Source organism: Pseudomonas fluorescens group sp. PF-69, from assembly GCF_054481235.1.
In genome coordinates this window covers 5,147,574-5,162,160 of the sequence record NZ_JBTMNC010000001.1, presented here as the reverse complement: position 1 = coordinate 5,162,160, position 14,587 = coordinate 5,147,574, and the positions used below count along the sequence as shown (strand labels likewise).

Here is a 14,587-nt window from a genome sequence, read left to right as displayed (position 1 = left end):
CCTGACATGACGCGTCTCATTCGGGATTGATTCCGGTCACCCATGGGTGACCGCCGGAACGCTCTACGGCGGGCTTATGCAGGCGTTTTTGCAGACCTGGCACCGGCCTTGCTCTAGCTCTGGCAACCAGCCCGACTGGCCACCCAATAATAAAAAGAGGTGCCCGATGTCCTGCCGAAAGCCGTTCCCTGTTCTGCCGTTGGTGGCGTCATGAGTCGTGCGCCGCTGACCGTAGGCATCATTGCCAACCCGGCCTCCGGCCGCGACGTGCGGCGACTGACCGCCAACGCCGGGTTGTTTTCCAGTACCGACAAGGTCTCGGTGATCCAGCGCTTGCTGGCGGCCTTCGGCGCCACGGGTGTCGACCGGGTGCTGATGCCCACGGACATGACGGGCATTGCCGCCGCCGTGCTGAAAAACAGCCACGGTCGCCAGGCGCGCAGCAGTCACTGGCCGGCCCTGGAGTTCCTCGACCTGACCCTGCGCCAAAGCGTCGAGGACACCCGGCTCGCGGCACGCTGGATGGCCGAACGCGGCGTTGCGCTGATTGCGGTGCTGGGCGGTGACGGCACTCACAAGGCGGTGGCCGCTGAAGTGGGCGACATTCCGCTGCTGACGCTGTCCACCGGCACCAATAACGCCTTTCCGGAATTACGTGAAGCCACCAGCGCCGGGTTGGCCGGCGGGCTGTTTGTCAGTGGGCGGATCCCGCCCGGGATCGCCTTGCGCCGCAACAAACGCTTGCTGGTGCGTGAGCCGAGTCGTGGCCTGTGCGAGATGGCCCTGGTGGACGTGGCGGTGTCCTCGCTGCCCTTTGTCGGCGCGCGGGCCATCAGTCGTGGGGCCGATCTGGCCGAGGTGTTCGTGACCTTCGCCGAACCTCAGTCCATTGGCATCTCGGCCCTTTGCGGCCTGTGGTTTCCCGTGTCACGTCATGCGCCTGGCGGGGCCTGGATGCGACTCGATGCGCGATCGCCCGAAGCGCTGCTGGTGCCTCTGGCGCCGGGCCTGCTGCAAGGCTGCGGTGTGCTCGCGGCCGGAAGCCTTGAACCCGGGGTCGCCCATCGTCTGTGCCTGGCCAGCGGAACCCTCGCCCTGGATGGCGAACGCGAGATCGAATTCAACGCCCATGACCGGCCCACGGTCACGCTCGATGCCGGCGGTCCGCTGAGCATCGATGTCAATGCGACCCTGGCCCATGCCGCGCAACAGCGACTACTGGCCATCGGCCGCGAGCACCCGCAACACCCTCTGAACCTTGAACCACAAGACACCCTGGAGAATAAAAATGTCGACACAGCTGACCGCTGATCAATTGCTGCATGCCTATCAGGTGATGCGCACCATCCGCGTCTTTGAAGAGCGCCTGCACGTGGAATTTGCCACCGGTGAGATTCCCGGTTTTGTCCATCTGTATGCCGGCGAAGAGGCCTCGGCCGCCGGGGTCATGGCCCACTTGGGTGATGACGATTGCATTGCCTCCAACCACCGTGGTCACGGCCACTGCATCGCCAAAGGCGTCGATGTGTACGGAATGATGGCCGAGATCTACGGCAAGAAAACCGGGGTCTGCCAAGGCAAGGGCGGCTCCATGCACATCGCCGATTTCGAGAAAGGCATGCTCGGTGCCAACGGCATTGTCGGGGCCGGTGCGCCGCTGGTCGTGGGCGCGGCCCTGGCTGCCAAACTCAAGGGCACTGACAGTGTTGCAGTGGTGTTCTTTGGTGACGGTGGTTCCAACGAAGGGGCGGTGTTCGAAGCGATGAACATGGCCTCGGTGTGGAACCTGCCGTGCCTGTTCATTGCCGAGAACAACGGTTACGCCGAAGCCACGGCCTCCAACTGGTCGGTGGCCTGCGATCACATCGCCGACCGCGCAGCCGGCTTCGGCATGCCCGGCGTCACCGTGGACGGCTTCGATTTCTTCGCCGTTCACGAAGCCGCCGGGGCCGCCGTGGAGCGGGCCAGGGCCGGGGAGGGGCCGTCGCTGATCGAGGTCAAGCTGACGCGCTATTACGGTCACTTTGAGGGCGACGCCCAGACTTATCGGGCGCCGGACGAGGTCAAGCATTTCCGCGAGCACAACGACTGTTTGATGCAGTTCCGCGACCGCGTCACCCGCGCCGGGCGGGTGCAGGCCAGCCAGTTGGACCAGATCGACAGCGAGGTGGACCTGCTGATCGAGAACGCCGTGCGCAAGGCCAAGTCCGACCCCAAGCCGAGCGCGGCCGATCTGCTATCCGACGTCTACGTTTCCTATCCCTGAACGCCCCCTATAACAAGAAATCGAGACTTTCATCATGGCGAGAAAAATCAGTTATCAGCAGGCAATCAACGAAGCGCTGGCCCAGGAAATGCGCCGCGATCCCAGCGTGTTCATCATGGGGGAGGACGTCGCCGGCGGTGCCGGTGCCCCCGGTGAAAACGATGCCTGGGGCGGGGTGCTGGGCGTGACCAAGGGCCTCTATCACCAGTTCCCCGGGCGTGTGCTGGACACCCCATTGTCGGAGTTGGGCTATGTCGGTGCTGCCGTGGGCGCCGCGACCTGTGGCGTGCGCCCGGTGTGTGAGTTGATGTTCGTCGACTTCGCCGGTTGCTGCCTGGACCAGATCCTCAATCAGGCGGCCAAGTTTCGCTACATGTTCGGGGGCAAGGCGGCCACGCCACTGGTGATCCGCACGATGGTCGGTGCCGGGTTGCGGGCCGCCGCCCAGCACTCGCAAATGCTGACCTCGTTGTGGACCCACATTCCGGGGCTGAAAGTGGTCTGCCCGTCGTCTCCTTATGACGCCAAGGGTTTGCTTATCCAGGCGATCCGCGACAACGACCCGGTGATCTTCTGTGAGCACAAAATGCTCTACAGCATGCAGGGTGAAGTACCGGAAGAGCTCTATACCATCCCCTTCGGCGAAGCCAACTTCCTGCGTGACGGCAAGGATGTGACGCTGGTCTCCTATGGCCGTACGGTCAATACCGCAATGGACGCCGCCCGCAATCTGGCCGCGCGCGGCATCGACTGCGAGGTGATCGACCTGCGCACCACCAGCCCGCTGGACGAAGACAGTATTTTGGAAAGCGTGGAGAAGACCGGACGCCTGGTGGTCATCGACGAAGCAAACCCGCGTTGCTCCATGGCGACTGATATTTCGGCTTTGGTGGCGCAAAAAGCATTCGCGTCGCTCAAGGCACCGATCGAGATGGTGACTGCACCGCATACGCCGGTTCCGTTCTCCGACGCTCTGGAAGACCTCTACATTCCCGACGCGGCGAAGATCGAGAACGCCGTGCTCAAACTGATCGAGTGGAGCAAGCGTTCATGAGCCAGATCCATACGTTGACCATGCCCAAATGGGGCCTGTCCATGACTGAGGGCCGGGTCGATGTCTGGCTCAAGGAGGAAGGCCAGGCCATCGCCAAGGGCGACGAAGTGCTGGACGTCGAAACCGACAAAATCTCCAGCAGTGTCGAAGCGCCTTTTTCCGGGGTGCTTCGTCGGCAGATCGCCCGCCAGGATGAAACCCTCGCGGTGGGGGCGTTGCTCGGCATCGTGGTCGATGGCGAGGCCAGCGAGGTCGAGATCGATGCAGTTATCGAGCAGTTTCAGGCCACGTTCGTGCCCGGGGGCAGTGCCGAGGAAGACCAGGGGCCTAAGCCGCAAAAGGTCGAGCTGGACGGGCGGTTGATCCGTTACTTCGAGCGCGGCGAAGGCGGGGTGCCGTTGGTACTGGTGCACGGCTTTGGCGGTGACCTGAACAACTGGATGTTCAATCACGAAGCATTGGCCGCCGGGCGTCGGGTGATTGCTCTGGACCTGCCGGGCCATGGCGAGTCGACCAAACAGCTGGAGCGCGGAGACCTGGATGAGCTGAGCAGCGCAGTGCTGGCACTGCTTGATCACCTGGACATTCCCGCCGCGCATCTGGTGGGTCACTCCATGGGCGGAGCGGTGTCGCTGAACGTGGCGCGTCTGGCACCGCAACGGGTACGGACCTTGACCTTGATCGGCAGCGCGGGTCTGGGAGAGGGCATCAACGGTGATTACCTGGAAGGTTTTGTCGAGGCGGCCAACCGCAATGCCCTCAAGCCACAGTTGGTGAAACTGTTCTCCAATCCCGATCTGGTCAACCGGCAGATGCTCGAAGACATGCTCAAGTACAAGCGCCTGGAAGGCGTGGGTGCGGCCCTGCGCCTGCTGGTATCAGGCTTGTTCAAAGATGGATGGCAACAGCACGATCTGCGGGGCGTGGTACAGGACGGCCAACAGCCCGTGTTGTTGATCTGGGGCAGTGACGACGCGATTATTCCGGCGAACCATAGCGCCGGGCTGAAGGCCCAGGTCGAGGTCCTGCCTGGTCAGGCACACATGGTGCAGATGGAAGCGGCCGAGCAAGTGAACCCATTGATTCTGAAGTTTGTGCAACAGCACTGACGCCCCTCCTGGCGGCCTCTCGCGGGCTGTCAGGAGCAACTATTTCAAGGAGATGTCGCTATGAGCCTTCCAATCAATCCTCAACGCAGTATGCGTGCCGCTGTCTGGCACGGCCGTCACGATATCCGTGTCGAAGACGTTCCGCTGCCAATGGCGCCACCGGCCGGCTGGGTGCAGATCCGTGTGCAATGGTGCGGAATTTGTGGTTCCGATCTGCATGAGTACGTGGCCGGGCCGGTGTTCATACCGGTTGACGCACCGCATCCACTGACCGGGATCAAGGGCCAGTGCATTCTCGGTCACGAGTTTTGTGGCGAAATCGTCGAACTCGGTGCCGGGGTCCAGGGTTTCAGCGTCGGCGAACCGGTGGCGGCCGATGCCTGCCAACATTGCGGTACTTGCTACTACTGCACCCACGGCCTGTACAACATCTGCGAGAACCTGGCCTTCACCGGACTGATGAACAATGGTGCCTTCGCCGAACTGGTCAACGTGCCGGCGAATCTGTTGTACAAGTTGCCGGCGAACTTTCCAGCAGAAGCCGGGGCACTGATCGAGCCTCTGGCGGTGGGCATGCACGCGGTGAAAAAAGCCGGGAGCCTGCTCGGGCAGAACGTTGTCGTCGTGGGGGCGGGCACCATTGGCTTGTGCACCATCATGTGCGCCAAGGCTGCCGGTGCGGCTCAGGTAATTGCTCTGGAAATGTCTGGCGCGCGCAAGGCCAAGGCCCTGGAAGTGGGGGCGACCCATGTGCTCGATCCCAAGGAATGCGATGCCCTGGCTGAAGTGCGGCGCCTGACGGGTGGGCTCGGGGCGGATGTCAGCTTCGAATGCATCGGCAACAAACACACGGCCAAGCTCGCGATCGACCTGATCCGCAAGGCCGGCAAGTGCGTACTGGTGGGGATCTTCGAGGAGCCCAGCGAGTTCAACTTTTTCGAGTTGGTGGCTACCGAAAAACAGGTGCTGGGTGCGCTGGCCTACAACGGTGAATTCGCGGATGTGATCGCCTTTATCGCTGACGGTCGGCTGGATATCACGCCGCTGGTGACTGGGCGCATTCAGTTGGAGCAGATCGTCGGGCAGGGCTTCGAGGAGCTGGTCAACAACAAGGAGCACAACGTCAAAATCATCGTGTCGCCCGCTCGAGTCTGAAGCGGCTGAATCGCACGATGGACCAGGCTGGTCGCAAGCGGACAAGGGCTACGGGGCTGAGTACCTGCGGCGCTATTGCGACCAGCGCAACATCATCGAACGCAGGTTTGGCTGGTTGAAAGAGAACCGGACCCGGGATTTGAGACCCGTCAGCCGGAAACCGGGTTAGAGTGTTCATCAAATGTCTGTTCATAAGGTCCCTCCACTCGATTCGCATCGTCGCGCCAAGCGGTTCCAGCGAACGAACCGGGCAAAAAAACCGTATATCAATCGTTATTTGAAGAATGAATCGTCCGCTGTTTGTTTCACTCGATGGGCCCAAGGGAACCGGCAAAACCACGCTGTTGGAGGCCGTTACGAAAGTACTGAGAGCCGACAACAAAATGGTGATCCGGCTTTGCGAGAAAAAAAGCGATCCCTACAGGGGTGAAACAATGGCCCTCGTCAACCAGCTCGTCAGAAATCCCGGCCGGGATTTGGAGTGGGGGGTTTGTGAGCGCTTTGCCGATAGCCGTGCCTGGATTTCCCGCCATGTGCTGGTTAAACAGCCACCGGGCAGCATCATCTTGATTGATCGCTGGTACCCGTCTGAGGCGGCGTTTCGCCGGATAATCCCGTTTGCAGAAATTCTACAGTTAAACATCGAGCGAAACGTGCGAGTGCCAGACCTGCATGTCGGGGTTGTCACCGCCCCTGAAATTTCATGGGCCAGGGCAGCGGCACGACAGCGCGGGCTGAGCAGTACGGTCATCCATAAGCTGGAAGAACAGGTCGCTTGTACCCACGCGTTCGAACGAGCGATTGCGGATCACGGCTGGGTGCTATGCCGTAATGAAGGAACGATCGAGGACGCCACGATGCAGGTTGTTTCTGAGATCTATAGAGTCCTTGGAAGTCCGGTAGGCGCGGTTGAGATGGCCGAGGTTTAGATCGTTGGCCGGATCGAAGGTGGGATTTGTCGCCGCAGCGGTAGCGGACTCACGGGGCAGGACCTGAGCGAGGCACCGAGCCCAGCGCCGGCAGGCTCACCAGCATCTCCGAGCAGGGTGCTGATGATGGTTTGCAGGGCCATGGCACTCCCGCGCCGACCCGGGGGAACGAGCCAATCGTCAGGACAGCCTGGTCCAACGGGGAGATTTTTCTCGACACAATGGACTGCAGGCGGAGCACCGTGGATGCCGCCATGATCACCGGATCTACCGAGGTTTGTGGCTGTGAGCTTCTGGCTTGAGCCCTGGAGCCGTAAATACCCGTTGCCGGACAAGCTTGAACCTGCCCGGCACATTGCTTAGTGAATACGCACACTCGATCCGTTATCGAATCAATGGCACGCCACTGAGCGTTTGCAAGTCCTCAAAGCTGATATCAGCGACGATCTCCAGGACCTTCAAGCCTTCCGCGGTGACGTCCAGAATAGCCAGGTCGGTATAAATCCGAGTCACGCAGCCAATGCCGGTCAGCGGGTAGGTGCATTGCGGCACCAATTTGCTTTCGCCCGTCTTGGTCAGGTGATCCATCATGACGAACACCTGGCGCGCGCCTGTCGCGAGGTCCATCGCGCCGCCCACGGCCGGAATGGAACCTTCGGCACCGGTGTGCCAGTTGGCAAGGTCGCCGTTGACCGAGACCTGGAAGGCGCCAAGCACGGCAATATCGATGTGCCCGCCGCGCATCATCGAGAACGAATCGGCGTGGTGAAAATAGGCGCCACCGGGCAGCAGCGTCACGTGCTGTTTTCCCGCGTTGATCAGGTCATCGTCTTCTTCACCCGGCGCAGGACTCGGGCCCATGCCCAGTACACCGTTTTCACTGTGCAGGAACACTTCCTTGTCACCCAGGTAGTTGGCCACCAGCGTGGGCACGCCAATGCCCAGGTTCACGTAAGAGCCTTCGAGAATATCGTCGGCCACGCGTTGGGCCATTTCGCTACGCGATAGTTTTTTCATAACAGTCATGGCGGGCCTCAGTTGACGTTGGCTTTCGTGAGAGGGGCACGCGTCACTTTGACCACGCGCTGAACGAAGATCCCCGGGGTAATAATGTGTTCGGGGTCCAGCTCTCCCAACTCGACGATCTGATTGACCTGGGCGATTGTCGTTGTCGCCGCCATCGCCATGATGGGTCCAAAATTACGCGCGGCTTTGCGATAGGTGAGGTTGCCCCAGCGATCGCCCTTTTCGGCCTTGATCAGTGCGACATCGGCGCGCAACGGCATTTCCAGCACATAGTTGCGACCGTCGATCACCCGAGTTTCCTTGCCTTCGGCCAGCAACGTGCCATATCCGGTGGGCGAATAAAACGCACCGATCCCAGAGCCTGCCGCGCGGATACGCTCGGCCAGATTGCCTTGTGGCACGACTTCAAGCTGGACCTTTCCGGCCAGGTAGAGTTCGTCGAATACATAGGAATCGGATTGGCGTGGAAACGAACAGATGACCTTGGCAACGCGCCCGGCCTTGAGCAATGCGGCCAGACCGATCTCACCGTTGCCGGCATTGTTGCTGATGATGGTCAGCTCGCGAGCGCCGGAAGCAATGACACCATCTACCAACTCTGACGGCATCCCGGCAGTGCCGAAGCCACCCACCATGATGACCGAACCATCGGCAATGCCGTCTAGTGCAGCAGCGACGGACTCAAATGTTTTGTTGATCAAGACGTACTCCCGTTTTTATGTTGGCTGAACAGAATGATCCGATGGAAAAAACGACTGGATCATCGTGACGGCTAAGATGTGCATAGCGTGCCAAACAATGGGGCAGGGAGGGTGTCCCGACATGTGATGTCGTGCGATTAGCGAACGAAACCGTAAGTCATTGAGCGGGTACAGGCGCTGGACGAACCGGTCATTGGCGCTGTCAATACCATCAACAACGTCGACGGAGTATTGACCGGCTACAACACCGATTACCTCGGCGCGATACGTGCCCTGCGGGAAGTCACCGAATTGAGTCACAAGCGTATCGCCGTGATCGGTGCCGGCGGCGCTGCGCGTGCGGTGGTCTACGGCTGCCTGCAAGAAGCGGCCGAAGTCACGGTGTTCAACCGCAGCATCGAACGCGGTTCCGCCCTGGCCTGGTCCTGCTCCCTGGGCAGTGCCCTGGAATACTACGATTTCGCGCTGTACACCTTGGCCTCTGCGCTGATCTTCGGGCCGCTGTTCTTTCCAGAACAAACCCGCGCCATGAGCCTGATCGCCAGTTTCGGCACCTACTTCCTGGGCTTTGCGATACGGCCGTTGGGCGGGGTACTGTTCGGCATGATCGGTGACCGCGTCGGGCGCAAGTTCGTGCTGGCGTCGACGGTGCTGTTGATGGGCATTTCCAGCACGCTAATGGGTGCATTGCCGACGTTCCATCAGGTTGGCTATCTCGCACCGGTATTACTGGTTGTCCTGCGTCTGCTCCAGGGGTTGGGCGCTGGTGCCGAACAGGCCGGTGCTGCGGTGATGATGACCGAGTACGCTCCGGAGGGGCAGCGCGGTTTCTACGCCGCTTTACCGTTCCTCGGCATCCAGTTGGGCACCATCCTCGCGGCGCTGGTGTATTTCCTGGTGGTCAACGGCAATGCCAACGTCATCGAGAGCGGGATGTGGCGTTTGCCGTTTTTCAGCAGTGTTGTGATCGTTGCGCTGGGCTTGTATATGCGTCTGTCACTCAAGGAGTCGCCGACCTTTATGCGTCTCAAGGCGCTCAAGCGCGTATGCGTTAACCCGCTCAAAAGTGCCATGGAACACTCCAAACCCACCTTGCTGATCGGCATCGGCCTGCGACTGGCGGAAAACGGTGGCTCCTCGATCTACCAAGCCCTGGCTGTCAGTTACATCGTGGGTGTAGTCGGTCTGCAAGGGCCGGTGGGGGTGCTGACCCTGATCTGCGCGGCCAGCCTCGGCGCGACGACGGTGCCGATTGCGGGCAAGCTCAGTGATCGCTTTGGCCGTGTGGTGGTTTATCGCGCCTTCGCGCTGCTGCAGCTGGCACTGGCCTTCCCGGTATGGTGGATACTGAGTCTTGGTAACGTGGTGGCGAGCATCATTGCCATCTCCATCGCACTGGGCATCGGTACCTGGGGCATGTTCGGTACCCAGGCGGCGCTAATGCCTGAGCTGTCCAGTCCGGAACCCGCAATCGCACACGAACAGCGTGACGGGTGCCTTGGAGCATTCAACTGTGCATGTGCGAGGTTAGCAAACCCATCCTTGGCATCGGGTTGGGTTGTACCGGGGTTAGAGGAGGATGAACCATAGTGAACGTCCTCCTCGGGACCTTCCCGTGTAACCGCTGAGAATCAATGAGTGGCGAGCGGATGACCTTCCACCGCATCAATTTGAGGGCGAATAATGATCAGCCCGGCTGAGGCAATGATCAGTGGAATGATCAGCGCCGAGTAGTAGCCAGCGGGCCCACCGTGTTCAAGAAACCAGCCACCGCTTGCCGATCCGATAATGGCCCCGACCCGCCCCAATGCAATAGCCCAGCCTGTTGCCGTTGCACGCAGGGCAGTGGGGTAGGCTTGGGCAACCATGTAGTTCAATACTATTTGCTGACCTCCGATGCCTACGCCTGCGCAGCCGGCCAGGATGAACACCAGCGTCCAATTGGTGCCACTGTTAGCCAGTCCCCAGCAAAGCGCGATCCCGAACAGGAACAGGATAAGCAGCAAAAGACGCGTGTTGATCTTCGGCAAGATGATAGACAGTGTTGCCGCTGACCGAAAACTGACCCAGTAAAGGCTGTTCTGCCGACTGAAAACTGACCCAGGTGTTCAACTGCTTCTGCTCACTTTCCGAGCAGGAGAACACAGGGTGATCAGCATGGAAATGTTGGGAAAAATCCGGCGGATGTACTTCCGCGACAAGCTCTCGCTGCACCAGATAGCCAAGCGTACCGGGCTGTCGAGAAACACCATCCGAAAATGGGTCAGAGCGCCCGAAGCCACTCAGCCGGCGTACCAGCGGTGCGCGACCTTCAACAAACTCAGCCCATTCCACGACACGCTGGAACAGGCGCTGAAAGCCGATTCGTTCCGGGCAAAGCACAATCGCAGAAGCGCCAAAGCACTTTTCGAGCAGATCAAGGCCGAGGGTTATGACGGCGGCTACAGCCAGCTCACAGCGTTTGTACGCTCGTGGCGAGGTGAACAAGGCAAGTCTTTACGCGCTTTTGTACCGCTGACGTTTGCGCTCGGTGAAGCTTTTCAATTTGACTGGAGCGAAGAAGGGCTGCTGAGCATCTGCTCCAACAGGAGCAGGCAGATCGCGCCGTGCGCTCTGTGAATCATCAGATGAACATGGCAAAGCTCCCCATGCACCGTGATTTAGCCGGCTTTGACTTCAGCGCTACCAGCGCTGATGCCCGTCTGGTCAAGGAATTATCCAGCCTTGAGTTTACGGAGACTGCGCAAAATGTCGTGTTCATCGGTGGGCCTGGAACCGGAAAAACACACCTGGCCAGTGCCTTGGCCGTGTCCGGAATCACCACTCATAACAAACGAGTACGGTTCTTCTCCACGGTCGATCTCGTCAACCTGCTGGAGCGTGAAAAGTACGATGGTAAGGCAGGCCGAATCGCCCAGGGACTGCTTCGGACAGACCTGGTGATACTCGATGAGCTTGGGTATTTGCCCTTCAGTCAGAGTGGTGGCGCGCTGTTATTTCACCTGCTTTCAAAACTGTACGAGCACACCAGCGTGGTCATCACCACCAACCTCAGCTTCTCGGAATGGTCGAGTGTGTTTGGCGACGCCAAGATGACCACAGCGTTGCTGGATCGGCTGACACACCACTGCCACATCGTCGAAACGGGCAACGAGTCCTACCGCCTGCAACACAGCACCTTGGCCGCTCAGACAAAGATCAAATCGCGTGAACGAAAGCGCAAGGACGAAGATGGTATTGAGGACGATGAGCCGTTTTGATCTGCACCGTAAACACCCTTCCGCATGCCTGCATGCGGTGGGGCCAGATGCGTCTTCAACTAGGACACTACTGCTAAGCTTATCCACAATTGCTGGGACAAAAATCAGCAATCCGCCCTGGGTCAATTTTCAATCGGCAGGGTGGGTCAGTTTTCAATCAGCGCCAACAGCAACCACAGCGTACGCGGCCGCAAAAGCGGCGCTTTCAAATTACAGCAAGGCGTTATCCAAAGAGCTCAGTCCGCAGGGCGTACGGGTAGTGCGGGTGTCTCCAGGATGGGTGGAAACAGAGGCTGCTATTGGTTTGGTGAAGCGAATTGCGCAGTCAGGCGGGATTGAAGAAGAGGCAGCCAGGCAGTCTGTAATGGATTCCCTCGGTGGGATTCCCCTCGGTCGTCCCAACCAACCGCAGGAGGTCGCAGACCTTATCAGCTTTTTAGTTTCAACCAAGGCAAGCGCCCTAACAGGGGTCGAGTACGTCATCGATGGCGGGACAATTCCTACTGTCTGAGTATTGCGACTTTGAGTGCCGCGCCAGTGGGGCTATTGGCATCACCGGCGCGCACTCAACTCAAATCAAATGAACTCGGATGGTCCTGATCTGAATGAAAGACATGGAGGGACTTGTAGAGTTGCAAACGATCGTCCGCTTGACCGATTGCTGTTTGTCTTGCGGATCTCTCCGAGGGTAAACGTGCGGCGCGCCGATCCGATCTGCTGCTATCGCGTTTATGGCGCGAGATCCACGGCGTCCGGATCATAATGGAGGACATCAGAAATCTGCGGTTTATAATTCATTAGAAATTTACGCAGGGTGACGTTGTAGGTATCAAACCCTGGCCAATAATTATCCCAATAATCATAGTTAAGCGTTACCGCTTCTTCACGCTCAAAGTCATCGAGATGTTCCCAGACAACTTCAAAACGCTTTCTCCAGTTTTTTGCAACCAAAAGCTGTTCGGCAGACTTCGCGTCCATTTTTGCATACTTGATCAGCGCATCGAGTGCAAAGCTCTCATTCAAGAGGTTGTCTGGATGTGTTTTGTTGTGAACGGTGTCGACAACATCCAATATCCAACCGATCGTTTGAAATCGGCACTTGCGTGCCGATCGGGACTCTTCACTTAATCCATTAATTTCAACCCACGCAAGCTCTTGTCCTTCTCGATATTCAATATGAATGATGTAGCCGGCCATTATCGTTATTCCTGTTTTTATTTTTATAATTCAATCTAACATGCAGTTTTTTGGCCCGCAATTGTTTTTGGGTTGACATTTTTCTGTTTGCAGTTATATAGCAAGGAGGAGGGGAGTTATTACGCAGTGTTGCCACGGCTTATCTGATGGAGAGTGACTTGTGACACTATGGAGAATCCAACAGCCTATTGATTGCTTTAAGAGCCTTGGCCAGCAGACAGCAGACAGCAGACAACTTCTACGGCGTACCAGACTACGACGAAGTGGTTTCCATCACTCCCGAGATTAAGGGAGTCCAGCAACCTGGTGGACGTCATACCCATCCCTCGGATTAGGGCAGACGTTGCCTGAGTTCAACCGCGATCGCGCATTCCGATCCGTTTGACTGAATACCCGCGCGCTTGATCGTGAGAATGGTAATACGTGTCCTGTGTGGTACTGAGGTTGCTGTGCCGTAAATCGACCTGGAGGTCTTTGGCGTCACGCAGCGGTGCGTCGAACGTCGCCGAGGTATGGCGCAACCAATGCGCAGACGCCACCAACAAGCTGTCCATTTCATGCTTCTCACGCCCCTCACCGCGCATTCTTTCCAGCGCTTTGTCGAAGACGATTTGGAGGAGGGCGCGAACCTGTCGATCTGACAGCCCCGATCGACCTCTGAGAGTCGAGATTAAAGGCGTGGACTCATTGCGCTCAGGAAGATCACTGAGCCCTAGAAATTTGCGGTAACGCTTGAGGTAACTTTCGATGTATTCGTCGCGAACAGCGATCTTGCCGGCTTTATTGCCTTTTCCCACCGCGTGGTACCACCAAAAGCCCTCAGCGTCTTGGCGGAAGTCGCCCATGGTGGGCTTCCAGTTCTTCCGGCCCACCACATCAGATACACGCAGGTACATCGCGAAAAGAGTCGCCAGAATGAAGAGGGTACGTTCAAAACGAACGGGATCATCCTCTGCCAGCTTTTCGGCGGTTTCCAATACGTAATCCCATTGCAGGGGCGTCAAGGCCCGTCCCGAGGTCACGTCGAACGTGTCGTCGGTAAAGCGGTTCGATTTTTTCAGCATTCTGAATGGGTTGGCGGCCGCGCCGCCATCCTCGATCAGAAATTCATAAAATCGACTGCACACCGTAAACACCTGTTTGAGGCTGCTTTCAGTGGTCGTATAAACCGGGCTCGTGGAGCTCGGTTCTGAAGTCGTTCCAACCGCTTTCGCCGTTTTTGAATTGAACGGGAACCACTTTGGATTCGGAATCAGCGCATCCGCCTCCGTGACATGCCTCTCATCGTTAGGGACAAAGCGGCTGCGCGTCACAGGGCCCACCCAGTCCTGGGAAGGTTTGCGACAAAAATCTAAGTAGTCCTGGGCATCCTGACGTTTTAACAGATGCAGCGGCTTCTTCTTAACCAGTAGCGCCCACAGGAACAGACGCTCGGCCTGAGTGCGGTATGAACTGAAGGTCTGAGCATTGTCGGAAAAGGCTCGTAGGAAGGTACGCACGGCCATATAACCACGGCCGGCCTCCAGTTCCTCGGGAAATGAATCTAAAAAGTCTTTGACGCAGTTAAGTGCGGGCTCGCTGAAACTGAAGTCTTGATCAATAAAGGCCTCGTAGGTTTCAAAAATGGGTTTGGGCGCGCTGAGCATTCGAACCACCGGACACTTTAAACGTTGAAAAGAAACTTCCAGTTATGGGAGTAATCGGAAGTATGAGAGACGTGTTCCACTTCTACCTCCTTTTTGTTCGCATAACGATTTGATATCACCAGATAGTAGCTCTCCACTGTCTCGCATGCAACTGTGTGACACAACTTCGCCGTCAATCACTTTGATCTTGACATGTGCCGTATTTAGCACTAAGCAACGAAACCCAATATATTTAACCCTATAT

The 14,587-nt window shown here is 58.1% G+C and carries 12 protein-coding genes and 3 pseudogenes; 10 read left to right on the top strand and 5 right to left on the bottom strand.

The window, feature by feature from the left end:
* Positions 1-210: 210 nt before the first annotated feature.
* The 6 genes from ACX3YF_RS24355 to ACX3YF_RS24330 all read left to right on the top strand — a co-directional run bounded on the left by ACX3YF_RS24355 (position 211) and on the right by ACX3YF_RS24330 (position 6,513).
* On the top strand, positions 211-1,311 hold the full coding sequence (locus tag ACX3YF_RS24355; protein ID WP_448647905.1) for an ATP-NAD kinase family protein: 1,101 nt from the start codon (positions 211-213) through the stop codon (positions 1,309-1,311).
* On the top strand, positions 1,289-2,266 hold the full coding sequence (locus tag ACX3YF_RS24350) for a thiamine pyrophosphate-dependent dehydrogenase E1 component subunit alpha (protein ID WP_047529008.1): 978 nt from the start codon (positions 1,289-1,291) through the stop codon (positions 2,264-2,266). The genes ACX3YF_RS24355 and ACX3YF_RS24350 overlap by 23 nt, the downstream gene beginning before the upstream one ends.
* Positions 2,267-2,300: 34 nt before the next feature.
* Positions 2,301-3,320, top strand: coding sequence for an alpha-ketoacid dehydrogenase subunit beta (locus ACX3YF_RS24345; protein WP_047529010.1), 1,020 nt, complete (start codon positions 2,301-2,303; stop codon positions 3,318-3,320).
* A complete protein-coding gene (locus ACX3YF_RS24340; protein ID WP_130204304.1) occupies positions 3,317-4,429 on the top strand; it encodes an acetoin dehydrogenase dihydrolipoyllysine-residue acetyltransferase subunit in 1,113 nt (370 codons plus the stop codon). The genes ACX3YF_RS24345 and ACX3YF_RS24340 overlap by 4 nt, the downstream gene beginning before the upstream one ends.
* 90 nt (positions 4,430-4,519) lie before the next feature.
* A complete protein-coding gene (locus ACX3YF_RS24335; protein WP_223272636.1) occupies positions 4,520-5,584 on the top strand; it encodes a 2,3-butanediol dehydrogenase in 1,065 nt (354 codons plus the stop codon).
* 284 nt (positions 5,585-5,868) lie between these two features.
* The gene (locus ACX3YF_RS24330; RefSeq protein ID WP_448647907.1) at positions 5,869-6,513 is read left to right on the top strand and encodes a dTMP kinase; all 645 of its coding nucleotides are present in this window, start codon (positions 5,869-5,871) and stop codon (positions 6,511-6,513) included.
* A gap of 384 nt (positions 6,514-6,897) precedes the next feature.
* Here the strand turns inward: ACX3YF_RS24330 and ACX3YF_RS24325 are convergent, their stop codons facing one another.
* Together ACX3YF_RS24325 and ACX3YF_RS24320 are read right to left on the bottom strand one after the other, a co-directional pair.
* Positions 6,898-7,539, bottom strand: coding sequence for a 3-oxoacid CoA-transferase subunit B (locus ACX3YF_RS24325; RefSeq protein WP_047529126.1), 642 nt, complete (start codon positions 7,537-7,539; stop codon positions 6,898-6,900).
* An 8-nt stretch (positions 7,540-7,547) separates the two neighbouring features.
* Positions 7,548-8,240 carry a 3-oxoacid CoA-transferase subunit A gene (locus ACX3YF_RS24320; protein ID WP_196584772.1) on the bottom strand — a complete coding sequence of 231 codons (693 nt, stop codon included), beginning with the start codon at positions 8,238-8,240 and terminating at the stop codon, positions 7,548-7,550.
* A gap of 231 nt (positions 8,241-8,471) precedes the next feature.
* Here ACX3YF_RS24320 and ACX3YF_RS24315 point away from each other — a divergent pair, with 231 nt between their 5' ends.
* Positions 8,472-9,830 (top strand): MFS transporter, encoded by a 1,359-nt coding sequence (locus ACX3YF_RS24315; RefSeq protein WP_458945276.1) that lies wholly within the window; start codon positions 8,472-8,474, stop codon positions 9,828-9,830.
* 41 nt (positions 9,831-9,871) lie between these two features.
* On the opposite strand, the gene ACX3YF_RS24310 is transcribed toward ACX3YF_RS24315, so the two are convergent.
* Entirely contained in the window at positions 9,872-10,270 is a 399-nt protein-coding gene (locus ACX3YF_RS24310; RefSeq protein WP_458974462.1) for an MFS transporter, read from the bottom strand.
* Between the two features lie 127 nt (positions 10,271-10,397).
* Here ACX3YF_RS24310 and ACX3YF_RS24305 point away from each other — a divergent pair.
* The 3 pseudogenes from ACX3YF_RS24305 to ACX3YF_RS24295 form a co-directional block, all read left to right on the top strand.
* Positions 10,398-10,811: pseudogene (locus ACX3YF_RS24305) on the top strand (IS21 family transposase); the annotation flags it as partial.
* Positions 10,811-11,500 (top strand): annotated as a pseudogene (gene istB, locus ACX3YF_RS24300) (IS21-like element helper ATPase IstB); the annotation flags it as partial. The pseudogenes ACX3YF_RS24305 and istB, both read left to right, overlap by 1 nt.
* A gap of 163 nt (positions 11,501-11,663) precedes the next feature.
* Positions 11,664-12,011: pseudogene (locus ACX3YF_RS24295) on the top strand (SDR family oxidoreductase); the annotation flags it as partial.
* A 218-nt stretch (positions 12,012-12,229) separates the two neighbouring features.
* Here the strand turns inward: ACX3YF_RS24295 and ACX3YF_RS24290 are convergent.
* Both ACX3YF_RS24290 and ACX3YF_RS24285 read right to left on the bottom strand, forming a co-directional pair.
* On the bottom strand, positions 12,230-12,697 hold the full coding sequence (locus ACX3YF_RS24290; RefSeq protein WP_458974461.1) for a hypothetical protein: 468 nt from the start codon (positions 12,695-12,697) through the stop codon (positions 12,230-12,232).
* A gap of 353 nt (positions 12,698-13,050) precedes the next feature.
* Positions 13,051-14,343 (bottom strand): tyrosine-type recombinase/integrase, encoded by a 1,293-nt coding sequence (locus tag ACX3YF_RS24285; RefSeq protein ID WP_458974460.1) that lies wholly within the window; start codon positions 14,341-14,343, stop codon positions 13,051-13,053.
* Positions 14,344-14,587: the final 244 nt, after the last annotated feature.